The sequence below is a fragment of the Lysobacter sp. A421 genome (genome assembly GCF_054052145.1).
The window spans coordinates 252,767-277,085 of sequence record NZ_JBSVRL010000005.1 but is presented as its reverse complement, the minus strand read 5'-3'; the positions used below and the strand labels follow the sequence as shown (position 1 = coordinate 277,085).

23 protein-coding genes and 1 other RNA gene are annotated in these 24,319 nt (G+C 65.0%); 11 read left to right on the top strand and 13 right to left on the bottom strand.

Annotated features, from left to right (window positions below; translation table 11 throughout):
* Window positions 1-262: 262 nt before the first annotated feature.
* The 6 genes from rpiA to ACW7G6_RS13890 all read right to left on the bottom strand — a co-directional run bounded on the left by rpiA (window position 263) and on the right by ACW7G6_RS13890 (window position 2,871).
* The gene (rpiA, locus tag ACW7G6_RS13915; RefSeq protein WP_456998521.1) at window positions 263-925 is read right to left on the bottom strand and encodes a ribose-5-phosphate isomerase RpiA; all 663 of its coding nucleotides are present in this window, start codon (window positions 923-925) and stop codon (window positions 263-265) included.
* Window positions 926-931: 6 nt separating this feature from the next.
* Window positions 932-1,402, bottom strand: coding sequence for an EVE domain-containing protein (locus ACW7G6_RS13910; protein WP_456980376.1), 471 nt, complete (start codon window positions 1,400-1,402; stop codon window positions 932-934).
* Complete coding sequence (locus ACW7G6_RS13905; RefSeq protein WP_456998520.1) at window positions 1,399-1,998, bottom strand: 5-formyltetrahydrofolate cyclo-ligase; 600 nt, start codon at window positions 1,996-1,998, stop codon at window positions 1,399-1,401. The genes ACW7G6_RS13910 and ACW7G6_RS13905 overlap by 4 nt, the downstream gene beginning before the upstream one ends.
* Before the next feature lie 110 nt (window positions 1,999-2,108).
* A non-coding RNA gene (ssrS, locus tag ACW7G6_RS13900) (6S RNA) lies at window positions 2,109-2,296 on the bottom strand.
* A gap of 54 nt (window positions 2,297-2,350) precedes the next feature.
* Window positions 2,351-2,653 carry a cell division protein ZapA gene (locus ACW7G6_RS13895; protein WP_456980374.1) on the bottom strand — a complete coding sequence of 101 codons (303 nt, stop codon included), beginning with the start codon at window positions 2,651-2,653 and terminating at the stop codon, window positions 2,351-2,353.
* The gene (locus ACW7G6_RS13890) at window positions 2,650-2,871 is read right to left on the bottom strand and encodes a TIGR02449 family protein (protein ID WP_456960729.1); all 222 of its coding nucleotides are present in this window, start codon (window positions 2,869-2,871) and stop codon (window positions 2,650-2,652) included. The genes ACW7G6_RS13895 and ACW7G6_RS13890 overlap by 4 nt, the downstream gene beginning before the upstream one ends.
* A gap of 181 nt (window positions 2,872-3,052) precedes the next feature.
* Here ACW7G6_RS13890 and ACW7G6_RS13885 point away from each other — a divergent pair, with 181 nt between their 5' ends.
* Both ACW7G6_RS13885 and ACW7G6_RS13880 read left to right on the top strand, forming a co-directional pair.
* Window positions 3,053-3,610 (top strand): UPF0149 family protein, encoded by a 558-nt coding sequence (locus tag ACW7G6_RS13885; RefSeq protein WP_456998519.1) that lies wholly within the window; start codon window positions 3,053-3,055, stop codon window positions 3,608-3,610.
* A 1-nt stretch (window position 3,611) separates the two neighbouring features.
* The gene (locus ACW7G6_RS13880) at window positions 3,612-4,937 is read left to right on the top strand and encodes an aminopeptidase P N-terminal domain-containing protein (RefSeq protein ID WP_456998518.1); all 1,326 of its coding nucleotides are present in this window, start codon (window positions 3,612-3,614) and stop codon (window positions 4,935-4,937) included.
* Between the two features lie 89 nt (window positions 4,938-5,026).
* Here the strand turns inward: ACW7G6_RS13880 and pepQ are convergent, their stop codons facing one another.
* The 6 genes from pepQ to rph form a co-directional block, all read right to left on the bottom strand.
* A complete protein-coding gene (pepQ, locus tag ACW7G6_RS13875) occupies window positions 5,027-6,373 on the bottom strand; it encodes a Xaa-Pro dipeptidase (RefSeq protein ID WP_456998517.1) in 1,347 nt (448 codons plus the stop codon).
* Between the two features lie 90 nt (window positions 6,374-6,463).
* Complete coding sequence (locus ACW7G6_RS13870; RefSeq protein WP_456980370.1) at window positions 6,464-6,826, bottom strand: PilZ domain-containing protein; 363 nt, start codon at window positions 6,824-6,826, stop codon at window positions 6,464-6,466.
* Entirely contained in the window at window positions 6,823-9,117 is a 2,295-nt protein-coding gene (locus ACW7G6_RS13865) for a DUF1631 family protein (RefSeq protein WP_456998516.1), read from the bottom strand. The genes ACW7G6_RS13870 and ACW7G6_RS13865 overlap by 4 nt, the downstream gene beginning before the upstream one ends.
* 105 nt (window positions 9,118-9,222) lie before the next feature.
* Window positions 9,223-10,380, bottom strand: a complete 1,158-nt coding sequence (hemW, locus tag ACW7G6_RS13860) for a radical SAM family heme chaperone HemW (protein WP_456998515.1) — start codon at window positions 10,378-10,380, stop codon at window positions 9,223-9,225.
* Window positions 10,377-10,988 carry an RdgB/HAM1 family non-canonical purine NTP pyrophosphatase gene (gene rdgB, locus ACW7G6_RS13855; protein ID WP_456998514.1) on the bottom strand — a complete coding sequence of 204 codons (612 nt, stop codon included), beginning with the start codon at window positions 10,986-10,988 and terminating at the stop codon, window positions 10,377-10,379. The genes hemW and rdgB overlap by 4 nt, the downstream gene beginning before the upstream one ends.
* Before the next feature lie 10 nt (window positions 10,989-10,998).
* A complete protein-coding gene (gene rph, locus ACW7G6_RS13850) occupies window positions 10,999-11,754 on the bottom strand; it encodes a ribonuclease PH (protein WP_456960737.1) in 756 nt (251 codons plus the stop codon).
* A gap of 124 nt (window positions 11,755-11,878) precedes the next feature.
* Between rph and ACW7G6_RS13845 the strand changes: the two genes are divergently transcribed.
* The 9 genes from ACW7G6_RS13845 to ACW7G6_RS13805 all read left to right on the top strand — a co-directional run bounded on the left by ACW7G6_RS13845 (window position 11,879) and on the right by ACW7G6_RS13805 (window position 21,555).
* Window positions 11,879-12,739: a YicC/YloC family endoribonuclease gene (locus tag ACW7G6_RS13845; RefSeq protein ID WP_456980364.1), complete on the top strand. Its 861-nt coding sequence runs from the start codon at window positions 11,879-11,881 to the stop codon at window positions 12,737-12,739.
* A gap of 2 nt (window positions 12,740-12,741) precedes the next feature.
* Entirely contained in the window at window positions 12,742-13,362 is a 621-nt protein-coding gene (gene gmk, locus ACW7G6_RS13840; RefSeq protein WP_456998536.1) for a guanylate kinase, read from the top strand.
* A gap of 113 nt (window positions 13,363-13,475) precedes the next feature.
* On the top strand, window positions 13,476-13,775 hold the full coding sequence (gene rpoZ, locus ACW7G6_RS13835; protein ID WP_456980362.1) for a DNA-directed RNA polymerase subunit omega: 300 nt from the start codon (window positions 13,476-13,478) through the stop codon (window positions 13,773-13,775).
* A gap of 132 nt (window positions 13,776-13,907) precedes the next feature.
* Window positions 13,908-16,097, top strand: coding sequence for a RelA/SpoT family protein (locus ACW7G6_RS13830; RefSeq protein WP_456998513.1), 2,190 nt, complete (start codon window positions 13,908-13,910; stop codon window positions 16,095-16,097).
* Window positions 16,098-16,145: 48 nt separating this feature from the next.
* Entirely contained in the window at window positions 16,146-16,529 is a 384-nt protein-coding gene (locus ACW7G6_RS13825) for a RidA family protein (RefSeq protein ID WP_456960742.1), read from the top strand.
* Window positions 16,522-18,675: an ATP-dependent DNA helicase RecG gene (gene recG, locus ACW7G6_RS13820; protein WP_456998512.1), complete on the top strand. Its 2,154-nt coding sequence runs from the start codon at window positions 16,522-16,524 to the stop codon at window positions 18,673-18,675. Before ACW7G6_RS13825 ends, recG begins: the two co-directional genes overlap by 8 nt.
* Window positions 18,676-18,714: 39 nt before the next feature.
* Window positions 18,715-19,668, top strand: coding sequence for a nucleoside hydrolase (locus tag ACW7G6_RS13815; protein ID WP_456998511.1), 954 nt, complete (start codon window positions 18,715-18,717; stop codon window positions 19,666-19,668).
* Window positions 19,669-19,749: 81 nt separating this feature from the next.
* Complete coding sequence (locus ACW7G6_RS13810) at window positions 19,750-20,010, top strand: type B 50S ribosomal protein L31 (protein WP_456980358.1); 261 nt, start codon at window positions 19,750-19,752, stop codon at window positions 20,008-20,010.
* Window positions 20,011-20,253: 243 nt separating this feature from the next.
* On the top strand, window positions 20,254-21,555 hold the full coding sequence (locus tag ACW7G6_RS13805) for a citrate synthase (protein WP_456980357.1): 1,302 nt from the start codon (window positions 20,254-20,256) through the stop codon (window positions 21,553-21,555).
* Window positions 21,556-21,683: 128 nt separating this feature from the next.
* Here the strand turns inward: ACW7G6_RS13805 and ACW7G6_RS13800 are convergent, their stop codons facing one another.
* A complete protein-coding gene (locus ACW7G6_RS13800) occupies window positions 21,684-24,215 on the bottom strand; it encodes a penicillin-binding protein 1A (protein ID WP_456998510.1) in 2,532 nt (843 codons plus the stop codon).
* Between the last annotated feature and the right edge of the window lie 104 nt (window positions 24,216-24,319).

The window sequence follows — 24,319 nt, the reverse complement described above, 5'->3', positions numbered from 1 at the left end:
CGCACACGCGCCGATGGTAGTGTGGCCTAAGCCATGCAAGAGTAGGTCATTGCTGAGCATTTACACCGAAGGCCGGTCCCCACAAGGGGCCGGCCTTCTTCTTTGGGCGAGAATCCATTCCTGCGCCATCCCCACGGATTTCCTGCACCATCCCCGCGAATTTTCCGCGTCATCCCCGCGAAGGCGGGGATCCATGGACGTCGAACCGTAAAAACAAAACCCCCATGGGTTCTCCGGCGACCGCAGGAAGTGCAACTGGTGCTTACAGGAACCGTGCGGGTTCCCCGCCAATAATCACCACGTCAGCTGCCCGCCGGGCGAACAAGCCGACGCTGACCACGCCGGGGATCTGGTTGATCGCAGACTCCAACCCAACCGGGTCGGTGATCGCCAGGCCATGGATATCCACGATCGTGTTGCCATTGTCGGTGACCACGCCACGCCCCTCCGCATCCTGCCGCCACACGGGTTGGGCGCGGGTCATGGCGAGTATCTCGCGCGCGACCAGGCTACGGGCCATCGGGATGACCTCGACTGGCAATGGAAACCGACCCAGCACGTCGACGCACTTGGACGGGTCAACCACGCAGACAAATTTGGTGCTGGCCTCGGCGATGATTTTCTCGCGGGTCAGCGCGGCCCCGCCGCCCTTGATCAGGCGTTTGTGCGGATCGCATTCATCTGCGCCGTCGACATACAGCGACAGCTGGCCGGACGCATTCAGGTCCAATATTTCGATGCCGTGGTCACGCAGGCGCCAGGTGCTTTGCTCGGAGCTGGAGACCGCTCCCTTGATGCGATCCTTGATTCGACCGAGGGCGTCGATGAAGTAGGCGACGGTAGAACCCGTGCCGACACCGACAATCATTCCGTCCTCGACGAACTCGATGGCCTTTTCCGCAGCAAGGCGCTTGGCTTCCGACATCCGGGGTTACTCCAGGGAAAGCAGGTAGTTGTACTGGTGAGCAGAGACCGGGAACACCGACAGGCGATTGCCGCGCCGAATCAACGCGAACTCTTCGCCCAGCTCGTCAGCGTGTTGCTTGATCTCGTCCAGGGCTATGGTGCGCGACAGCTTGCGCTCGAATGTCACGTCCACCAACTGCCAACGCGGTTCTTGCCGTGTGGCCTTGGGGTCATAATAATCTGACTCGGAGTCGAATTGGGTCTCGTCGGGATAGGACCCGGTTGCGACGGTGGCAGTACCGACGATACCGGGAACCTTGGTATTGGAATGGTAGAACAGTACCCCGTCGCCAATCGCCATGCCGTCACGCATGAAGTTGCGCGCCTGGTAGTTGCGCACGCCGTTCCATGGTTCGGTTCCAACCCGCTCCAGATCGTCGATCGAAAACGCTTCGGGCTCGGATTTCATCAGCCAGTATCGGCGGCGTTTGCTCATGGATTTTTGGGTCTGTGGAGGCTGAAGTGGGATGGGGTACACACGGCGTCCATGGGAATGTCCCATTCGGCCGCCTCAAGTCTATCCACGCGCTGGAGGTCGAAGGCAACCCCGACCATCCACGGCGGCGGCCGGCTTGCTTGCCGGAACGCGAAACTCCGATCGTACCAGCCGCCTCCCATGCCCAAGCGTTGGCCGGTCGTATCGAACCCCACCATCGGCACCACCACCAGGTCGAGTTGATCGGATTCGAGCAATTGCCCCGGGCCGACCTTGGGCTCCGGAATCCCGTACCGGTTGTCGATCAACGGGTCGCCAGCACGCCATGGCGCAAAGCACAGCCTGCCCGCGGAAAGCACCGGCAGACAGTAGATACATCCGTTGGGAAGTCCAGCCTGCCATGTGTCCAACGCAATTTCGCCGTCCATGGCCCAGTAGCCGGCCACGTGGCCGCCGGCTGGTGCAAATGGAAGGCTGAGCAGGTTCCCGGCCAGACACTCGGCGGCGCGGGTGCGCTCGGACTCCGGGAGGGCACGGCGGCGGGCGCGTAGTTCGGTGCGCAGTTGCCGACGGCCTGCCGTCTGTTCCGCCGTCATCGTGCTTGTCCTGTCCGACAGTGGCGGTGCGCCAGCCCGGTGTGGCGGGGGCTGGCGCGATCCTTTATAGCACTGGCCGACAGCAGCAACCGGCTGCCAGCTGGAAAGAAAAATCCTCCGCCGATGGCGATGCGCGCGAAACGACCTTGAACCCGAGGTTCAAGTGGGGACGCCTGGAGGCCGTCGGGCTTTCCGCTACGAGGGCGGACTTGCACGCCGGGCTTCCGTTGCACCCCCGCGGTCGCAATTAAGGGACAAGGTGTATGTTTGCGCACGCGGTCGTCCACAGCAGAGGACGTGACTCGAGTATAGCGCGGTGGCCGCAAACCGGTAGCGATCTGTCGCCAGGTGTTCAGCTCGCCGATGAGTCAAACAGCCCGTCGAGCTTGCGGTTCAAGTCACCCAGGGTGCGCGTCAGTTCCTGCGCACCTTCAGCGTCCTGGTCGCGGATCTGTTGCAGTTCGTGGGCGAAATTGAGTGCAGCCAACACGGCGACGCGGTCCAGGGCAGCCATGCGGTTGCTGCCGCGGATCTCGCGCATCTTGGTGTCGAGCAACTTCGCCGCCGCGATCAGGCTGTGCTGCTCGCCGGGTTCGCAACCGACGGTATATTCGCGGTCCAGCAGGCGAATGCTGACGGGTTGGTTGGTGCTCAAGTGTGTTGCTCCAGCGATTTCAAGCGGGCGATCATGCCCTCGACCCGGGTCCGTGCCTGCTCGTTCTTGGCCAGCAGCGCAGCGCGTTCGCTCGACAGGGTTTCCTGCTGTTGGCGCAGGCTCCGGTTCTCATCCTGGAGTTTGCGCATGCGCTCCGCCAGCTGGTCCACGCGAGCGGCCAACGACTGCATTTGGGAAATCAACGGGGAGCGATCCATCTTGGCACGATAGGCAGCGGCGGGCAGGCGGTCAAGAAGGCCGGTGAGGCAGACCGGCGGATTGGTTCAGTCAGCCGCCGGGCCAGCGTGCCCAACGCGTCCGAATAATCCGGGACCTCACCCTCGATGGCACCTTGGCGACGTTGCTAGACTGGAGGCCCTCCAATGGCGGTGATCGTCCATGACGCAAAGCTCCACCCCAGAACTCCCCACCCACGCTGCCGTGGAAGCTGAAATCAATCAGCTGGCCTTGTCCACCCCCGCTTCCGAGCTTCACGGCGGCCTCTGCGGCTGGCTTTCCGGCGGTGGTGCGAACGTGCGGCAATGGCCCGGCAAGGTGCTGGTCGACGACGCTGTTGCCAGCCCCGAGGAGGGCAGCCCGCTGGATGAGTTGCGCCTGGCCAGTGCAGAACAGCTGGCCGATCGCAGCTTCGATTTCGCGCTGCTGTTACCCGATTCCGGCAGCTCCCTGGCCGCCCGCAGCGGTGCACTCTTTGATTGGTGCCGCGGCTTCCTGGGCGGCTTTGGCCTGGCGGCAGGGGCGAACCCGCCGTTGTCGGAGGAAAGCACCGAGGCGCTGGGCGACCTGGCCAAGCTTGCGGCCGCACACTCGCAGGATGAGGGTGATGAGGACGACGAAGCGGCGCTGGCCGAGATCGAGGAGTTCGTCCGCGTAGCGGCGTTGTTGGTGCATGGCGACTGCGTGCTGGCCCACCAACACCGGCAACGACTGAACTGACATGGCCAATCCGTTGGCGATGCCGATCAAGGCCCATGCGCGGCGGCGCAAGCAGTTGATGGAAGTCGCCGGAGACGACAGCATCTTGATCCTGCCGGCAGCGCTGGAGCGGATCCGAAACCGCGATACCCACTATCCCTACCGGCAGGATTCCGACCTTCTGTATCTGACCGGCTTTCCCGAGCCCGAGGCGGTGCTGGTGCTGGTCCCCGGCCGCCAGCATGGCGAGGCCCTGTTGTTCTGTCGTGAGCGCGACCGGGACCGGGAGGCTTGGGACGGGCCGCGATTCGGGCCCGAGGGTGCAGTGGAAGCGTTTGGGCTGGACGATGCCTACCCCATCACCGACCTGGACGACATCCTGCCGGGCCTGCTCGAAGGACGTTCCCGGGTGTACTACCACTTTGGCCGCGATGCCGAGTTCGACCTCAAGCTGATCGGATGGGTCAACCGGGTGCGGGCAATGATGAAGATGGGCAACCGGGCGCCGCACGAGTTCCTCGAGCTGGGGCACCTGCTCGACGAGTTGCGACTGTTCAAGGATCGCGACGAGTTGCGACTGATGCAGCGTGCAGTCGACATCACCGTGACGGCGCACCAGACCGCGATGCATGCGGTTCGGCCCGGAATGCAGGAGTACCAGTTGCAGGCGGAGATTGAACGGGTTTTCCGTGCCAATGATTCGGTGCCTGCCTACAGCAGCATCGTCGGTACCGGGTCCAATGCTTGCGTGTTGCACTACGTCGCCAACAACGGCCCGATTGCCGATGGTGACCTGGTGCTGGTGGATGCGGGCGCGGAGTATCGCGGTTATGCCGCCGATATCACCCGGACCTTTCCGGCCAATGGCCGTTTCAGCACGGAGCAACGGGCGCTGCACGATCTGGTCGGTGACGCCCATGCAGCGGCGCTGGCGCTGGCGCAACCGGGCATCGCGTACGCGGCCGGTCATGACGCGGCGGTCGCGACCCTGACCGAGGGACTGCTCAAGCTGGGCTTGCTGAAAGGCAAGCTTGAGAAAAGTATCAGTGACGGCAGCTACAAGCGTTTTTATCCGCACAAGACCGGACACTGGATCGGCGTCGATGTCCACGACGTCGGCGATTACCGGATCGATGGCGAGTCGCGCCTGCTGGAACCGGGGATGGTGTTCACGATCGAGCCGGGACTGTATGTGCGGCCGGATGACGCCAGCGTTGCCGCCAAATGGCGCGGGATCGGCATCCGTACCGAGGACGACGTGCTGGTGACCAGGGACGGCCACAAGGTGCTGACCGGGAAGCTTGCAAGAAGTGCGGAGGAGATTGAGGCGTTCATGGCGCAGGGTTGAGCGAGCGCCGGTAATGAGCAACGTCGATAGTAAAAAAGCCCGGCCGGAGCCGGGCTTGCTGGTAGTCGGCGGCGGCCGTTGCTACCGGTTCACGCGGCGTTCGCGGCAAAATCCTCGCGGGTGAGGTTGATCGGGTCGCCATCGGTGCAGACCACATCGTCCTCGATCCGGATGCCGCCGTATGGACGGAAGGCGGCGACCTTGTCCCAGTTGACCGACTTGGCCTGTGGGCCCTTCTTGACCTCGTCAAGCAGCATGTCGACGAAGTAGATCCCCGGCTCGATGGTCATCACCATTCCCGGTTCCACCACACGGGTGGTGCGCAGGAACGGCTGGCCTTCGGGCTGGGCAATGGTGCCGCCGCGGTCGGATTCGGCGAAGCCGGCGACGTCGTGCACCTGAAGGCCGATGCCATGGCCGATCCCGTGCGGGAAGAAGGCGTTGCTGACGCCGGTTTCCAGCGCGGCCTCGGGCGACATGTCGATGATGCCGAAGTCCTTGAGTACGGCGGATAACTTCAAGTGCGCGCCAAGGTGGAGCTGTTTGTAGTCGAAGCCGGCGCGTACCTCGTCGCACATCTTCAGCTGGGCGGCATCGACGGCGTCGATCAGTGACTGGAACTCGCTGTCGCGATCAAAGGCATAGGTGCGGGTGATATCGCTGGCGTAGCCGTTGTAGCTGCCGCCGGCATCAATCAGGAAGCTGCGCATCTGCGCCGGCGGCGTGGTTTCCGCATCGGAATAATGCAGCACGGCGCCGTGCTCGTTGAGCGCCACGATATTGTGGTACGGCAGCTCGTTGGGATCCTGGCGCGCCGCGGAGCAGTAGGCCATGTGGATGTCGAACTCGCTCCTGCCTGCGCGGAATGCGGCTTCTGCGGCCAGGTGCGCACGCACGCCAATGCGCGTTGCGCCGCGCATCATCATGATTTCGTACGGCAGCTTGAACGCGCGATGGTAGTCCAGGTAATTCACCACCGCGGCCGGGTTGTTGGGCACGAAGTTGCGCTGGTCGTCGCTGCCAAGAGCGCTTTGCGGCTCCCCCAGGATCGCGCAACGCGCCGGGTCGGCCGGCAGGTGTTGCAGGGCCTCTGCGCTCTTGCGGATGATGATGATCTCGAACTCGTCGACCCAATAGCCCTCGGGCGCACGGGGCACGACGTGCCAATAGTCGAACGGCTGCAGGTAGATGAGCTTGGGCTTCTGGCCAGGAGTGAACACCAGCCAGCTGCCGGGGTTCCGGGTCAGTGGAGCCCAGGCCTTGAACTGGGGGTTGACGGCGTACGGGTAGTCGCGATCATCGAATACCTGGTAGTGAATGGTCCCGCTGGGAATGACCAGGTGATCAAAACCGCCAAGCTCCAGAGCCTGCGTGCTGCGACGCTGCAGTTCCACCACGTAGTGGGAATAGGCGCTCGCCAGATCTTCGGTTGCCATGTCAATCCTCTTTGGGTCAGTGGTGCAATTCTGACCGATTAGTGGCCACGGCGCAGGGGACATTGGGCATGGCTGCGAGGAGTCTGCGGGTCATCTGGGCCGCGCAAGCCAGCCGTGCAGGCGTTGCCGATAGGGCTCCGGCAGGTTGATGAAGCGCAGCCCGACCCAGGTCCGCTCCGGGTTGGAGGTGGGTGCTTGCCACAACACGTGCGCCCCGACTTCGATCAACGATGCCGGGCTGTCGGTGCTGTCCAACTGGAACTGCAACTGATACAACCCGTCGTCGACCAGTGCGACGTTTGAGATCAGCAACATGCCCGTCTCCGACACGTTCCCAAGCAAGCCCAATGTACGGTCGGTCATGCAGTCGACAACCGCGATCACGCCGTCGGCGGGCCGGCGGACACCACGGCGCTGATCGCAGCCGTCCTCGGTGGTGGCGATGGAACTCACGGTGAAGTCTCCTGCGGTGGGTCCTGGCCGACCAGGCTGCGCAGCGCGCCCAGCGTCGCCTGCCAGGCACGGTCGACCACGCTTTCACGCTCGCTGCCGAGCACCGCTGCCTGGCCCACGGCGAGCAGCCGCGCGACCTGGTCCAAACTGTCGTGTTGCCCGGCATCCTCCACCCGTTGGCCACGCCGGTTCACAAACAGCGAACGCCCGGTCACCGGGCTGTACCACGCCAGGCGACGCCGGATCTTGTCACCTTGCTGGTTGGTCGCAAACTCGATCCAGGTACCAAATGGCAAGCTGCGCAGATGGTTGTAGCACGCCTGCTCGCGTGGATTGCGCTCCTTTTGAGGAGCGGGGGACGAGGCGCTGTCGGCACCAAGCCGGGTCCTTGTGCGGAGCTTGATCGCCAGTTCGGTACGCGATGCCGGATCGTGTTCTTCTTCGGCCGCGCCGACCAGGCGACTGGCAAGCGCACTGGCTTCCTGGCCCTGATAGCCGACCAGTCCCAAAGCCTCCTCGACCCGGGGCTGGAGCTCGTCCCCGGCGGGCTGGCCGCCGGTGCTGGCGGCGACGATGGCGTCGGTGGCCTCAACCAGTTCCTGCCATTGGCAGGAATCCTGGCCATGGCGCAGCAGCGTCAGGCTCAGCACATCGACCCAGGCCTGGTCGAGCACATTGCGTTGGAACCGTGGTACCGCCGCGTCGCCGATGGCCGCTTTTACGGTGTCGGCGGCGTGTTGTTTTGCCAGATCCAGCTTGTCCCGTCCGCGAGCCGCTTCCACGTGACGGCGCTCGGCACTTTCGGCCTTGCGGGCCACGGCCTGCTGATGCTCGTCGAGGACCTGGTTGGCTGATTCAAATACGGTCTCGTCGCCGCTGTAATGCTCGACGACATGCTCGACCGCCTGGCCCAACTGCTGGTCAAGCTGAGGATCGACTTCATCCTCTGCGATCCAGCCGGCCCCGGCCTGGGCGACCGCGTTGAGCAGCTGGCGTGCAGGATGGTCGCCGCGTATGAAGAAACCACGATCCTGCAGCGCGACCCGCAACAAGGGCACCTGCAAGCGTTCCAGCAGGCCGGCGCTGGGGGTGTCGCGCCGCAGTTCGCGACCGATTTGTGCATACAGCAGGCCAAGCAGTTCGAAGGTCTCGTCGTCCTGCGGCGACAGCGACGTCGCATGGCCGCGCTGCTGTCGACTCTGCACCAGCAGGGCCTGCCGGATCTGGTCGGTATTGCGCCGATTGCCCGCCGTCGCGGGTTGCACCTGGAGCTGATGCAACGCGGCGTCAACCTCGTCGGTGGCCAGCGCGATCCTGGCCGGCGTGGAAGCGTCGGCGCCGGTGCCAGCCGGGGCCTGGCGCATCTCGCGCCGCCTTGCCAGCAGCAGATCCAGCTCCTGCCGCGCGAGAGCTTGAATATCCTCGTCGCTGGCGACACCAAATTCGGTGTGGGCTCGTCTATCGCCCGCTGTGGCTGGCGCGGCAGCAATGGCGTCGGTCGTGTTGGTGCCCCTGCCGGTGTCGTCGGTGTCGTCGGTGTTGACCCGCGGGTCGGGAGCCGCGCGGCGACTCTTGCGCAGAGGAACAAAAGCCAATCCTGGCAGGACGTTGCCTTTTTCCAGCAGCGAATTCATCAACTCCGCCAAGGCCGGGTAGCCGGCCATCAACTGACGGTCGAACCGTTGATAGAGCGACAATCGCGTGTCCAGGTTGAGGGACAGCTCGGCGCAGGTCTCGGCGAATATCCGGCCCAGGCACTGCGGCCCCACCGGGAGTCGCGCCGCCTCGAATGCGGGCATTCCGGCCAACACCCCGAAACGCTGGCCCAACAGCAGCAGCGGCAACCCCGCACGCGATTCCTGACGGCGCGCCATGGTGGCCAGGATGGCCTCCTCGGCGATCTCGTCATGCTCGAGCAGGCGCAACTGACCGGATCGCTGAACCGGCTCGTGCGGGTCGAGCGCGGCGATCGCACCGGCGGCTCGCAGGTTCCACAGGGTGGTTTCCAGTCTGGCGAGGAAGCGCGGAACGAAGCTGTCGCGTTGTTCGCGCAAACCGCGCAAGTCATCGAAGTGCCCCGATTGCAACGCCGTGTTGCGGGCGCTGTCAGCCAGTCGAAACAGGTCTTGTTCCACCGTCTCCAACACGCGCTCCAACTCGTGGCCGAGCCTGGCCGCCAGCTGCGCCTGCAGTTGCACCAGCAGGCCATTCACACGGGTCGGCAACGGCAAGGTCGCCACGGCAGCGTGTGGTGCTGCTGGCGTGGCAGGCGGATCCTGATGTTGCGGCATGTTGGTCAGGCTCCCCCCGAGCCGCTGGCGCGTCTGGCAGCAAACGGTGCCTGACAGGTCGGATTATGACCGAAACGCACCGGTCTCGACGGCGCGGCCAAACCCTCACTGATCGAGGAACAACGACACCACGTCGTTGGTGAAGCGCCGTCCCAATGGGGTGGGCTGCACATGGTCGTTCTCGATCGCCAGCCAGCCGCGATCGACTGCCGTCTGCAGCTGGGACGCGATCGTCGCCCGGGATTGACCCGTACGCGCTTCGAAGCCGGCCATGCTGAACCCGTCCACCAACCGCAGCGCATTGAGCATGAACTCGAATGCGCGGCGGTCCGGTGCCACCAACTCCTGGCCACCAATTGCGGCGGGGGTACCGGCATCGGCCAGGTAGCGGGTGGGGTGTTTGTGCTTCCAGCGCCGCAGGATCGACTGGTCGTGGCCCTGGGTGATCTTGCCATGCGCGCCCGCGCCGATCCCGAGGTAGTCGCCGTATTTCCAGTAATTGAGGTTGTGCGCGCATTCGCGGCCGGCCCGCGCGTAGGCGCTGACTTCGTACTGGCGATAACCGGCGCTGGCCAGCATCGCCTGGCAGTGCTCCTGCATGTCCCAACTGCCATCGTCATCGGGGATGCCCGCCGGCGGACGGGCGGCGAACACGGTGTTCGGCTCCAGGGTCAACTGGTAGTGGCTGACGTGCGCGGGTTGCAATGCGAACGCGCGCGTGAGGTCGTGCTCGGTCATCGCCAGGGTTTGTTGCGGCAGCGCGTACATCAAATCAAGGTTGAGGTTGTCGAACCCCGCATCCTGGGCCAGTTTGACCGCGGCCTCGGCCTCGGCGCTGTCGTGGATCCGTCCCAACCGCTGCAGGCAGCCATCATCGAAGCTCTGGATGCCAAAGCTGAGGCGGTTGACGCCGGCGTCGCGGTAGCCTTCGAAGCGGCCGTGCTCGGCGGTGCCGGGATTGGTCTCCAGCGTGATCTCGCAACCGGGCGCGAACCGCAACCGTGAACTGGCGCCCTGCAGGAAGCGGTCGATGAATTCGGCGGGCATCAGGCTGGGAGTGCCACCCCCGAAGAACACCGACTGCACCGTGCGGCCCCAGACCAGCGGCAGGTCGAGATCCAGATCGGCCAGCAGCGCCGCCACGTAGGCGGCAAACGGCAATTCGCCGCGGCCTTCGTGCGAATTGAAATCGCAGTACGGGCATTTGCGTACACACCAGGGGATGTGGACGTATAGCGACAGTGGCGGCGGGGCGAGGGTCATGCGGTCATTGCAGGCAACAAAGTGAGCTTCTCGCGCAGGATCGCCAACGCGCGGCCGCGGTGGCTGACGCGGCTCTTCGCTACCGGTTCCAGTTCGGCTGCCGTCTCCCCGGTTTCCGGGTCGAGGAACAGCGGGTCGTAGCCGAAGCCGCCGGCGCCGCGGGTCGCGGTCAGGATCCGGCCATGCCATTCGCCCTGCGCGATCAGCGGGCGCGGGTCGTCGGCATGGCGCAGCAGTGCCAGGGTGCAGTGGAAATGCGCGCCGCGTTGCAGCTCGGGCACTCCGTCGAGCGCTTGCAGCAGCTTGTCGATGTTGCGTGCCGCATCGCTGGGCTCGCCGGCGTAGCGCGCCGAATACAGGCCGGGCGCGCCATTGAGCGCATCGACGCAGAGTCCGGAGTCGTCGGCCAGCGCCGGCAGGCCGGTGGCCCGGGCGGCGTGGCGCGCCTTCAGCAGCGCGTTCTCGACGAACGTCAGCCCGGTTTCCTCGATGTCTCCGACCCCGAGTTCGCCCTGCGCGACGAATTCGATGCCGGCCTCGCCGAGCAGGCGGTTGAACTCAGCCAGCTTGCCGGTGTTGCCGCTGGCGACGACGATGCGGACGCTCACAGGCGCGGGCTCAAAGGCCGAGCGCTTCGCGCTGCTTCGCCACCAGCTCGGTAATGCCTACTTCCGCCAGCGCGGTCATTGCCGCCAACTCTTCGCGCCGGAATGCGTGACCTTCAGCGGTACCCTGCAACTCGATGAAGCCGCCGCCGTCATTCATGACCACGTTCATGTCGGTGTCGCAGTTGCTGTCCTCGGCGTAGTCCAGGTCCAGCACCGGTACGCCGCGGTAGATGCCCACCGATACGGCCGCTACGGCGCCGAAGATCGGTGAACGCCCCGCCTTGGACTTGATGTCGCCGCGCTTGATCATCCAGTTCACTGCATCGGTCAATGCCACGTAGGCGCCGGTGATTGCCGCGGTGCGGGTGCCGCCATCGGCCTGGAGGACGTCGCAGTCCAGGGTGATGGTGCGCTCGCCGAGCGCCTTGCGGTCGATGCAGGCGCGCAACGAGCGGCCGATCAGGCGCTGGATTTCCAGGGTGCGCCCGCCCTGTTTGCCGCGCGCGGCCTCGCGGTCGTTGCGGGTGTTGGTGGCGCGCGGCAGCATGCCGTACTCGGCAGTGACCCAGCCCTCGCCCTTGCCGCGCAGGAAGCCGGGCACCCGGTTCTCCACGCTGGCGGTACACAGCACGCGGGTGTCGCCGAAGCTGATCAACACCGAGCCTTCGGCGTGGCGGGTAAAGGCCCGCTCGATACGGACCTCACGCAGCTGTTCCGGCGTGCGACCGCTGGGTCGTGAAAATTCGTTGCTGCCGGTGGTTGACATGGTGCGGACTGCCGTTGAAGTTAGGGGGTTTTGGGTGGGCGAGTTTACCATTCGCATCAATCGCCCCCATCGGGCACCCCGGCACCCAGCCGTCTCCCCCGCCGTTCATCACAGGATATTGCGCATGATTCGCAGCATGACCGCCTTCGCAAGCAGCGAGAGCGTCACCGAATGGGGGACGCTGAGTTGCGAGTTGCGTTCGGTCAATCACCGCTTTCTGGAGATCGGTGTCCGCTTGCACGACGACTTGCGCGCGCTGGAGCCGGTGCTGCGCGAGCGAATCGCCGCGCGCATCGCTCGCGGCAAGGTCGATGTCACCGTGCGGTTGCGCTCGCCTGAAGGTGCCGGCGGGCTGCACGCCGATCCGGTCCGGCTGCGCGAGTTGGGCGATCTGGCGACCGAGCTGTCCAATCGTTTCCCGGGCCTGCATACCGAGTTCACCCAGCTGTTGCAGTTCCCCGGTGTGTTGCAGGCACCGGCCACCGATGCGGCCGCGTTGCAGGCCCGGGCGCTGGGGTTGCTGGACACCGTGCTGGACGAGTTCATCGCCGCCCGTGAGCGCGAAGGCGGCAAACTGGCGGCGGGTATTGCCGAGCGTGTTGACGGCATTGCCGCCATCGCCGCGCAGGTGCGGGAGCTGATGCCGGTCATCCGGGCCGCCCAACGTGCCAAACTGGAAGGGCGGCTGGCGGATCTCGCCCAGCCGGTGGAGCCGGGCCGGATGGAGCAGGAGCTGGTGATGTGGCTGCAGAAGCTCGATGTCGATGAAGAGCTCGACCGGCTCGACTCGCACGTGGTCGAGGCGCGTCGCGTGCTGACCTTGCGCGAGGCGGTCGGGCGTCGGCTGGATTTCCTGCTGCAGGAGTTCAACCGCGAGGCCAATACGCTGGGTTCCAAGTCGGTGGATGGGCGCAGTTCGGCTGCCGCGATCGAGTTGAAGGTATTGATCGACCAGGTCCGCGAACAGATCCAGAATATCGAATGAGCATGCGCGGAACTCTCTACATCGTCGCCGCGCCCTCGGGTGCGGGAAAATCCAGCATCGTCAACGCGGTGCTGGCCCGCGATTCGAACATCCGGCTGTCGATATCGTTCACGTCACGGCCGGCACGCCCCCGCGAGCAAAATGGCGAGCATTACCACTTTGTCGACGAGTCCGAATTCGAACGCATGGTTGCTGCCGGCGACCTGTTCGAGCATGCCCGCGTCCACGGTGACTGGAAGGGCACCGCGCGCCAATCGGTCGAGCCGCAACTGGCGGCAGGAAAGGACGTACTGCTGGAAATCGACTGGCAGGGTGCACGCCAGGTCCGTCGCCAGTTGCCCGGAGCGGTCAGTGTTTTCATCCTGCCCCCTTCGCGCGCCGCACTGGAGCTGCGCATGCGTGCGCGAGGCCAGGACAGTGAGGATGTCATTGCCCGTCGGCTGGCCGCCGCCCGCGAGGAAATGTCGCACTATGGCGAATTCGATTACGTCATCGTCAATGACGATTTCAACGTGGCTGTAGACGAGATGTGTGCGATTTTCACCGCCAGCCGCTTGCGGCGTGACGCCCAGGTGGCGCGCCACGGCAAGCTGATCACCAAGTTGCTGGCCGACGACCGGTGATGGCTGCGTAACTGCTTGATTCCAAAAGACGTGACTTGCCCTGCATTGCCCACAGTCGCTATAATCGCATCCCCTTTGCATCTGTATTGACGGCCCCGGCCGTCAGGAGCCCCATGGCCCGCATTACCGTAGAAGATTGCCTGGAAGTGGTCGATAACCGCTTTGAACTCGTCATGATGGCGGCCAAGCGTGCCCGTCAACTCGCCACCGGCGTCGAATCCAAGATCGACAACAGCGAATCCAACGACAAGCCGACGGTGCTTGCCCTGCGCGAGATCGCCGCACGCGAGATCAACCAGGAGTACATCGACGCGGTGGACAAGTCCGAGCGTGCCCGCAAGGAGCGCGAAGCGCTGGAGTGGGCCGCCGCCGAAGTGGTCACCGACGACGATCTGGCAAAGGGCGACGACTGACCCCGCATCGGCCGGTCGTCCGGCCTGTGTTGCTTTCGACGCGACCCCGCCTTGTGCGGGGTCGTCTGGTTTTGGAAATCGACTTGAGCCCACGCGTTGCATGGCGTGGCGCCGGACGCGTAGATTGCCTCAATGACTTCTTTCGAGCCCGCCTGTAGTCGCCCCGGACCCGCTGTCGACAACGACGATGCGGCACTGCCCGACTACATGCGCGAGCTTGAGCAGGCGGTCCGCTACCTGACCGAGCCGCAACGCAAGTTGCTGCGCCGGGCATGGGCGGTGGGAGCGCAGGCCCACGCCGGCCAGGTGCGGCGGTCCGGCGAGCCATACATCACCCACCCGGTCGCGGTTGCGCGGGTGCTGGCCGACCAGGGGCTGGATGTCGAGACCCTGCTGGCGGCGATCCTGCATGACACCATCGAAGATACCGCGCTGACCCGCGATTGCATCGCCGCGGAGTTCGGCGACACCGTGGCGGAACTGGTCGACGGCGTCACCAAGCTCGACAGGGTGCAGTTCCGTGACCGTCTGGAAGCGAACGCCGAGAGCTTCCGCAAGATGCTGTTGGCCATGTCGCGCGACCTGCGGGTGATCTTGATCAAGTTGGCGGATCGCCTGCATAACATGCGCACGCTGGGCGCAAAAGATCCCGAGTCGCGCCAGCGGATCGCCCGTGAAACGCTGGAGATCTATGCCCCGATTGCCCAGCGGCTGGGTATGAACCTGATCAAGGCGGAGTTGCAGGACCTGGGCTTCCGCGCGTTGTATCCGTGGCGCCATGCGGTGCTGGAAAAATACCTGCGTGACCAGCCGGTGGTCCGGCGCGAAGCCCTGGTGCAGATCGAGGCCAACCTCGCCCAGCGATTGGCCAAGGAGAAGCTGCCCAACCGACTGATCAGCCGGGTCAAGTCGCCGTGGAGCATCTATACCAAGATGGAAGACGAGGGAAAGAGCTTCGCCCAACTGATGGATGTGTTCGGCTACCGCATCGTGCTGACCTCGGTAGCGGATTGTTACCACGCGCTGGGCGTGGTGCACTCGACCTACAAGCCTTTGGATGCGCGTTTCCGCGACTTCATCGCGATCCCCAAGGCCAACGGTTACCAATCGCTGCATACGGTGCTGTTCGGTCCCTACGGCTCGCCGATCGAGGTGCAATTGCGGACCGAGGAGATGGACCTGATCGCGGAGAAAGGCATCGCCGCACATTGGTCGTACAAGGAAGGAAGCGACGGCCCCAACAGCGCGCAAAGCCGCGCCCAGCACTGGATCAGTGGACTGGTGGAGTCGCAGCGCACGGCCGGCTCGTCGCTGGAATTCCTCGAGAACGTCAAGGTCGACTTGTTCCCTGACGAGGTCTACCTGTTCACGCCGAAGGGTGAAATCCTGTCGTTGCCGCGCAATGCGACCGCACTCGATTTCGCCTACTCGGTGCACACCGACGTCGGCAACCAGGCGGTCGCCGCGCGCGTGGACGGCAAGCTGGTGCCGCTGCGCACCCGGCTGTCGAGCGGCGAGCGGATCGAGATCATTACCGCCAAGTCGTCGATGCCAAAGCCGCAATGGCTGGAGTTCGTGGTCTCGGGCAAGGCCCGCACCTCCATTCGCCAGCAACTCAAGAGCATCGAGCACGAGGATGCCGTGCAGCTCGGGCACCGGATGCTGGACCGTGCGCTGGAGGCGCTGGACAGCTCGCTGGAGCGGATCCCGGCGGCGCAGCTTGACAACTACCTGCAGGAAAGCCGTTACCCGCGCCTGGAAGCCTTGTTGGCCGACATTGCGCTGGGCAACAAGATGCCCAGGCAAGTGGCGTTCATCCTGGCCTACCCACCTGGCAGCGAAGGCCGGGCGGCCCCGAAAACGCCCGGCATCTCGCAGGCCCAGGACAAGATCCTGATCACCGGCGCGGAAGGCGGAATAATCAGCTTCGCCAACTGCTGCCTGCCGATCGCAGGTGACGAGATCATGGGTTACCACACCGCGGGCAAGGGGATCGTGGTGCATCGGCTGGACTGCCCCAATGTCGCCGACTACCGCAAGTCGCCGGACCGTTGGGTGCCGATCGGGTGGGATCGCAAGGTCAGCGGTGATTTCAGCGCTGCGCTGAGGATCGAGGTCGACAATCGGCCCGGCGCGCTGGCCCAGGTTGCCGCGGCGATCGCCGAGGCGAAGTCCAACATCGAGCGGGTCGAGTACCTCGAGCGTGATACCAATGTGGCCGTGTTGCGTTTCTCGATCGAGGTCACCGATCGGCGCCATCTCGCCAACGTGATCCGCAAGGTCCGCAAGTCCGGCGTGGTGATCGCGGTGCAGCGGATCTGAGCCCAGCCTCCTACAATGTGGGTTGACCCCGCCCCCTTTGGAGCCCGCATGTCCCGCACCCCCGTTCACAGCGACCACGCCCCGGCAGCCATTGGCCCGTACTCACAAGCCGTGCGCATGGGCCAGACGGTTTTCCTGTCCGGCCAGATTCCACTGGACCCGGCCACCGGCGAGATCGTTGCCGGCGACGTGACCGCCCAGGCGCGGCGCTCGTTCGACAATCTCAAAGCCGTCTGTGAAGCCGCGGGTGGCTCGCTGGAGCAGGTCGCCCGGCTTGGCTTGTATCTGACCGACCTGGGCGACTTCGCTGCGGTAAACGCGGTGATGGCCGACTATTTCCAGGCGCCGTATCCGGCCCGATCGACGATCGAGGTATCCGGCCTGCCGAAGGGTGCGGCATTCGAGGTCGACGCGATCCTGGTTCTTGGCTAGACGCGCCACTCGTCCCGCACCCGCACTGGCCGCGGTCGGCGAAAACCCGCTGACCGTATTGCCGGGTTGTGGACCGAAAATGGCCGAAAAGTTGGCCGCGCGAGGCTTGTCCTGCCTGCAGGACCTGTGGCTGCAACTGCCTCGCCAGTACGAGGATCGGACCCGGCTGACGGCGATCCGCGCGTTGCAGCCGGGTGTCGCCGCACAGATCGAAGGGCGCGTCGAAGCGGTCGAGCGCAGCTTCCGGTATCGGCCGATGCTGCGGGTGGCTGTGGGTGACGGGTCACGCGCGACGGTGACCTTGCGCTTTTTTCACTTTCGCGCCGCGCAGCTCGCCCAGTTCCAGCCCGGCGCGCGGATCCGCTGTTACGGCACGCCTCGCCCCGGCCAACTGGGGCTGGAAATCGTCCATCCCAGCTATCGGCTGCTGGATGAGGGGGCAGGTGACGAGCTGGGTGACCGGTTGGACCCGGTGTACCCGGCGATCGAGGGCGTCGGTCCGGCCTCGCTGCGGCGACTGATCGGGTTCGCCCTGGATCGCCTGCCCGGTGACGAGGCCATCGAGCTGCTGCCCGGCAATGTGCTGTCCTCGTTGCGGTTGCCGTCTTTGCGCGAGGCATTGTTGACGGTCCATCGACCACCCGGTGACGCGGACGTCACGGCGCTGCTCGCCGGTACCCATCCGGCGCAGCGGCGGCTGGCGCTGGAGGAGTTGCTGGCCCATCACCTCAGCCTGCGGCGGCAACGCATGGCCCACCAGGCGCACGCCGCACCGGTACTGGCCGACCACGCGCTGGCACGACGCCTGCGCGACAGCCTCCCGTTCCGCCTTACCGGCGCACAGCAACGGGTGCTGGGCGAGGTGTTGGCTGATCTGGCCAGGCCCACGCCGATGCTGCGGCTGGTGCAGGGCGATGTCGGCAGCGGCAAGACCGTGATCGCCGCATTGGCGGCGATGGTCGCCATTGCCGGCGACAGGCAGGCCGCCTTGATGGCACCAACGGAACTGTTGGCCGAGCAGCACCTGGTCAACCTGCGCAGCTGGTTTGATCCGCTGGATGTCAGCGTCGCCTGGTTGGCTGGCAAGGTCACGGGCAAGGCACGGACGAAAGTGCTGGAGCAGGTGGCTTCCGGCGAGGCGCGGATCGTGGTGGGCACCCACGCGCTGATGCAGGAGGGGGTCGCGTTCCACGACCTGGCGCTGGCGATCGTCGACGAGCAGCATCGCTTTGGGGTCCATCAGCGCCTGGCACTGCGCGACAAGGGCGCAGGTGGCGTTGTGGGCGCGCACAGCGTCGTCCCGCACCAGTTGGTGATGACCGCTACCCCGATTCCGCGCACCCTGGCGATGTCGGCCTATGCCGACCTTGATGTGTCATCGATCGACGAGTTGCCGCCCGGACGGACGCCAGTGCAGACCGTCGCGCTCAGTGGCGAGCGCCGCCCCGAGCTGGTTGAGCGGATCCGCCAGGCCTGTGCCCAGGGCAGGCAGGCGTATTGGGTCTGCACGCTGATTGACGAGCCGGAGGAAGGTGGCCGCGCCGGCAGTGCGCTGAAAATCGAGGCACAGGCGGCGCAGACGACTTTCGAGGCCCTGTCGGGACAGCTCCCGCAGTTGCGTGTCGGTCTTGTCCACGGCCGGATGAAGTCGCCGGAAAAGCGCGCGACGATGGCAGCGTTCAAGGCGGGTGACATCGACCTGCTGGTGGCGACCACGGTGATCGAGGTCGGCGTGGACGTGGCCAATGCCTCGCTGATGATCATCGAGAACGCCGAGCGGCTCGGGCTCGCCCAGTTGCATCAGTTGCGTGGACGGGTGGGGCGGGGCAGCACGGCCTCCAGTTGCGTGTTGCTGTATCGCTCGCCGTTGTCGATGTTGGCGCGGCAGCGGCTGGAAACCATGCGCGAGACCAACGATGGCTTCCTGATCGCGGAGAAGGACCTGGCGCTGCGCGGTCCCGGTGAATTGCTGGGCACCCGCCAGACCGGCCTGGCCGAGTTCCGGCTGGCCGATCTGGTTCGTGACGCCGACCTGTTGCCGCAGGTGCAGGCACTGGCCGAGCAACTGCTGGTCGACGCGCCGCAGGTTGCCGACCGCATTGTGGCGCGCTGGATCGGAGCCGCCGTACGCTATGCGGGTGCCTGATCCCGCGACATCCCAATGACCAAGGACGATAATCACCTGATGACTGATCATTCGACGACTGAACCCCGAATCCCGCTGCTGATCGATACCGACCCCGGTGTCGACGATGCGCTCGCGCTGCTGATGGCCTTCAACGACCCCCGTCACGAGGTGGTCGGGCTGAGCATTGCCGCCGGCAATGTCGGCCTGTCCCACACCGTCGCCAATGCACTGAAACTGTGCGAGGTGGTCGGGGCGGATGTACCGGTATTCGCCGGCTGCGCATCGCCGCTGCTGCATCCCGCCGACGATGCCGCGCACGTGCATGGGCAGGATGGCTTTGGAGACGCCGGACTGACTCCACCGGTGCGTCGCATGGAAACCGAACACGCGGCGCTGGCGATCCTGCGGCTTTCACATCAATACGCAGGGCGCCTGCTGCTGGTCGCACTGGGGCCGCTGACCAATCTCGCCCTGGCGCTCAAGCTGGACCCCAGCTTGCCGGACCGGATCGATCGGCTGGTGGTGATGGGCGGGGCGGTGACCGGGCACGGCAACATGACCGCCGTGGCCGAGTTCAACATCGGGTTTGATCCGGAGGCCGCGCACGTGGTCATGTCGGCTTTCGACCGGTTTGACCTGGTGGACTGGGAGGCGACCATCGCCCACGGCCTGCACCACGATGACGTGGTGGAATGGCTGGCAGCTGACAGCGACGCGGCACGTTTCTTCGAGGCGATATCGCGCCAGACCCGGGAATGGTCGATCGACCGGCGCGGTGACAAATGGCTGGCGGCCGATGCCCTGGCGATGGCGCATGCCTTGCAGCCGCAGGGCGCCCTGTCGCAGTTGGCACGCCCGGTGGCGGTCGAACTGGATGGCCGCCACACCCGTGGCGCGACGGTGGTGGATTGGCTGCAGATGAGCGGCGCGCCCGACAATGCCTCGATCCTGATGCAGTACGACCAGCGCCGATTCGAGCAACAGGTCCAGTCGGCATTGGCCGCCCGCTAGAAGGTTGTCCGTCGTACTTGCACAGCCTTGGGCAGGGCCGTTATACTTTCCCGCTTCCTTCCGCATAATTGGTGAGTGCCAATGAAAGCCGGCATCCATCCCGAATACCGCCCGGTCGTGTTCCAGGACGTGACCAGCGATTTCCAGTTCCTGACCCGCTCGACCCTTGCCGATTCCAAGATGGGCAGCAAGGAATCGATCAAGTGGGAAGACGGCAACGAGTATCCGTTGATCAAGGTCGACATCTCGTCGGCCTCGCACCCGTTCTATACGGGCAAGCACAAGATCATGGATACCGGTGGTCGCGTGGACAAGTTCCGCAAGCGTTACGCCCAGAAGTAATTTTCGGCGGCGCACGGCGCTGTATCCGGGTTATCAACAACGGCTGCCAAAAGGCGGCCGTTGTCGTGTCTGGGAGCCTGATTGCCACGCCATTGCAACACTGCGTCTCCGTCCGCGGACATCCGCGCGCCGGCCATGCGGTACAGCATTGTGTGATAATTGGACGTTCGCGGCGTGGCCGCGATCCTTTGTCCCCCTTCCCGTTCGCGCATCGCGCGAATGCGTAGACAAGAGGAGTGTTTCGTGTCCGAGTCACCGTCAGGCCTGAGCCAGGCCATCCTGTCCGTCGGCGATAGCCGCGTCGAGCTTCCGGTGCAGCAGCCCACATTGGGTGCACCCTGCATCGACATCGGCAAGTTGCCCAAGGGTACCGGCTGCTACACCTACGACCCTGGCTTTACCGCCACTGCCAGCTGCAAATCCGCCATTACCTACATCGATGGCGAGAACGGAGTACTGCTGTACCGCGGCTACCCGATCGAGCAACTGGCCGAGAACTCCAACTTCCTGGAAGTCGCCTACCTGCTGATCAACGGCGAGCTGCCCAGCAAGCCGGAGTTTGCCGCGTTCGAGAGCGACGTCACCCATCACACGATGATGCACGAGGCGTTCAAGGGCTTCCTGGGCGGGTTCCGCCATGACGCGCACCCGATGGCGATGCTGGTGGGCATGCTCGGCTCCATGGCCAGCTTCTACCACAACGACCTGGACCTGGATGACCCGCAACAGCGCCGTCTGGCTGCGATCCGCCTGATGGCCAAGGTGCCGACGATCGCCGCCGCCTGTTACCGGCATTCCATCGGCTGGCCGCTGCGCTATCCACGCAACAACCTCGATTACACCACCCGCTTTCTGCACATGCTGTACGAGGTGCCCAGCGAGCCGCTGGAGCTCAACCCGATCGCGGCCAAGGCGATGGACCTGTTGTTCATCCTGCATGCCGACCATGAGCAGAACGCCTCGACTTCCACCGTGCGTCTGGTGGGATCGACCGGTGCCAACCCATATGCGTGCCTTGCCGCCGGCGTTGCCGCGTTGTGGGGGCCCGCCCACGGTGGTGCCAACGAGGCCGTGCTCGGCATGCTCAACGAGATCGGCCGTCCGGAGAACGTGCAGTCGGCAATCGACAAAGCGAAGGACAAGGAGTCGGGCTTCCGCCTGATGGGCTTCGGCCACCGCGTCTACAAGAACTACGATCCGCGCGCGGCGCTGGTGCGCAAGATGACCCACGAGGTCCTGGGTCAGCTGGGGGTCAACGACCCGTTGCTTGAGGTTGCCCTGAAGCTGGAAGAGGCGGCGCTGAAGGACGACTACTTCGTGGAGCGCAAGCTCTACCCGAACGTCGACTTCTACTCCGGCATCATCTACAAGGCGCTCGGCATCCCGGTGGAGATGTTCACCGTGATGTTCGCCATCGCGCGCACCGCCGGTTGGGTGGCCCATTGGCTGGAGCAGCAGGACGATCCGGAAAACAAGATCGGCCGTCCGCGCCAGATCTATACCGGGGCGGTCAACCGCGATTACCTCGGCATGGAACAACGCTGAGATCAGGCGCCAGCTCTGCGTTGACGCAACAAGTTGATGCAGCAATTTGATGCAACCAGAAACGCCCCGCATTTGCGGGGCGTTTCTGGTTTTACGACATGAGGCCGCGATCAGGTCGTCGGTGCTGCTCAGAAGATATCGAAGGTTTCTTCGGTCATGTCGGCCTGGTCCGCATTTTCATAGGCGGCGCGGCTCTGCATCCGCTCCAGGTCCTCGGTTTTGATCCACTCACTGATCCCGCCGCTGCCGGCGGGCAGCAGGTTGCCGTTGGCCGCCACCGAGACCTCGACCATGCCGTCGGGCGGCGTGTTGGTGGCCACCGCGCGGTCCTCCAGTGCGACCCGCATGTAGTCGATCCAGATCGGCAGTGCTGCCCGGCCGCCGTACTCGCCGCGACCCAGTGACTGGAAGTTGTCGCGACCCACCCACACCGTGGTGGCCAGCTTGCCGCCGAAACCCGAAAACCAGGCGTCGCGGTGGTCATTGGTCGAGCCGGTCTTGCCGCCCACATCCTCGCGCCCAAGCACCTTGGCGCGGACGCCAGTGCCGCGTTGGACCACGTCGCGCATCATGGAAACCATCTGGTAGGCAATACGCTCGTCAATCGCGCGCGGCGCTACCACCAGGTCGGCGGGCGGATCTATCGGGGTCGTGTCGGCGTTGGCCTGGGCATCCGGCTCGGGCGCCGCCGGGGCGGTCGCGAGCGGTGCCGGACCGAAGTTGAAACCTCCCACCGTGGTCCGGTTGCTTGCCGATGCCGCGTTTTCGGATGGCCGGTTGCAGTAGCGGCAGGCCGTGGCCGGATTTTCCTCGAAAATCACGATGCCGTCGCGGTCCTTGACCGTCTGGATGAACCATGGATCGACCCGCGAGCCGCCGTTGGCAAAAACCGCATAACCCCGCGCGATCGACAGTGGCGTCAACGATGCGGTGCCCAGCGACATCGACAGGTTGGGCGGCAGGCTTGATTCCTCGAAGCCGAAATGACTGATGTACTTGCGTGCGTAATCAATGCCGATGGCGTCCAGCAGGCGCACCGATACCAGGTTGCGGGAACGCACCAGAGCCTCGCGCAGGCGCATCGGTCCCAGGAACCTGCCGTCGTCATTCTGTGGCCGCCACACGTGGTCGCGGCGATCCTTGAATACCACCGGTGCGTCGAGCACGATCGAGGCCGGGGTGAAGCCGCGCTCCAGGGCGGCGGAGTACAGGAAGGGCTTGAAGCTCGAACCGGGCTGGCGTCGGGCCTGGGTGGCGCGGTTGAACTTGCTGCCGGCAAAACTGAATCCGCCGGCGAGCGCACGCAGGGCGCCGGTGTCGGCTTCCAGCGACACCAGTGCCGATTGGGCGCGCGGGATCTGGGTCAACCCGTACCGGGGCGCGGCAGGCGCAGCCGGTTGCGCGCCGGTGTCATCGGCATCCTTGTCCGTGTCGGCGACCGGTGTGTCGGTGCGGTGTACCCGTACCAGGTCGCCACGCTTCAGCAGGCTGGCCGGGCTGCGACCACCCCAGCCATCCTTGGCCCCCAGCTCGACCTGCCGGCCGCTGGGCAGCACCACGGTGGCGCTGCTGCCCTGGGTAGCGAGCACGATGGCCGGCAACATGTCCGATTGGGTCGCGATCGGGCGCAGGCGTGCGCGAACGCTGTCTGCGTCCTCATCGGCCGCCAGGTCGAAATGCTGCTCCGCCCCGTGCCAGCCGTGGCGCTGGTCATAGGCGACCAGCCCTTCGCGCACCGCTTGATTGGCCGCGTGTTGCAGTCCCGGATCGATGGTGGTGGTGACGTGGTAACCCTTGGTCAGCGCTTCGGCACCGTAACGGGCGATCATTTCCCGGCGCACCATCTCCGAGACGTACGGCGCATACATCTGGATGGGTGGTTCATGCGCCGTGGCGTGCATGGGAACGGACTGGGACCGGGCCATCTGCGCTTTATCGATGAACCCCAGGTCGGCCATGCGCAGCAGGATGTAATCGCGACGTATGCGCGCACGCTCGGGATTGCCCAGCGGGTTGCCGCTGGACGGGAACTTGGGGGTGCCGGCCAGCGACGCGGTCTCGTCCAGGTCCAGTTCGTCCAGTTTCTTGCCGTAGTAGAACTCCGCAGCCGCAGCGATGCCGTAGGCGCGATTGCCGAAAAAGATCTTGTTGAGATACAGCTCGAAAATCTCGTCCTTGCTGAGCTCGCGTTCCATCCGCCAAGCCAGCATCATCTCGGCAATCTTGCGGGTATAGCTGTACTCGGAACTCAGGAAGAACTGGCGGGCGACCTGCTGGGTGATGGTCGAGCCACCCGGCACGCGGGTGTCGTCCGTGGTGGCCAACAACCAGACCGCGCGCGCGACACCTTTGTAGTCGACGCCGTGGTGCTCGTAGAAGCGGTTGTCCTCGATGGCAATGAAGGCCTGTTTCACGGTCTCGGGCACATCGTCGATGTCGATCGGGTAACGACGGGTCTCGCCGAATACCGCCACCAGCTGCCCGTCGCGTGCGTAGATGGACATGGGCTCCTGCAATTCGACGTTGTGCAGGCTCTGCACGTCGGGCAACGTCGGCGCGATCAGGTAGTAAAGCGCGCCCAGGGCGATAACGCCGACCACTGCCAAAGCGGCAACGGTGAGAAGAGCCCAGCGCAGGACACGACGGAAGCGAGGTGACATCAAGGAGTTCCGGAACGCAGTCATCAAGGTGGTGAAGTATATGATGGCGTCGGGATCGGCATCCGGCTTACCATTGCGCCGGCGCCGCATAGCGTCAGAAAGGG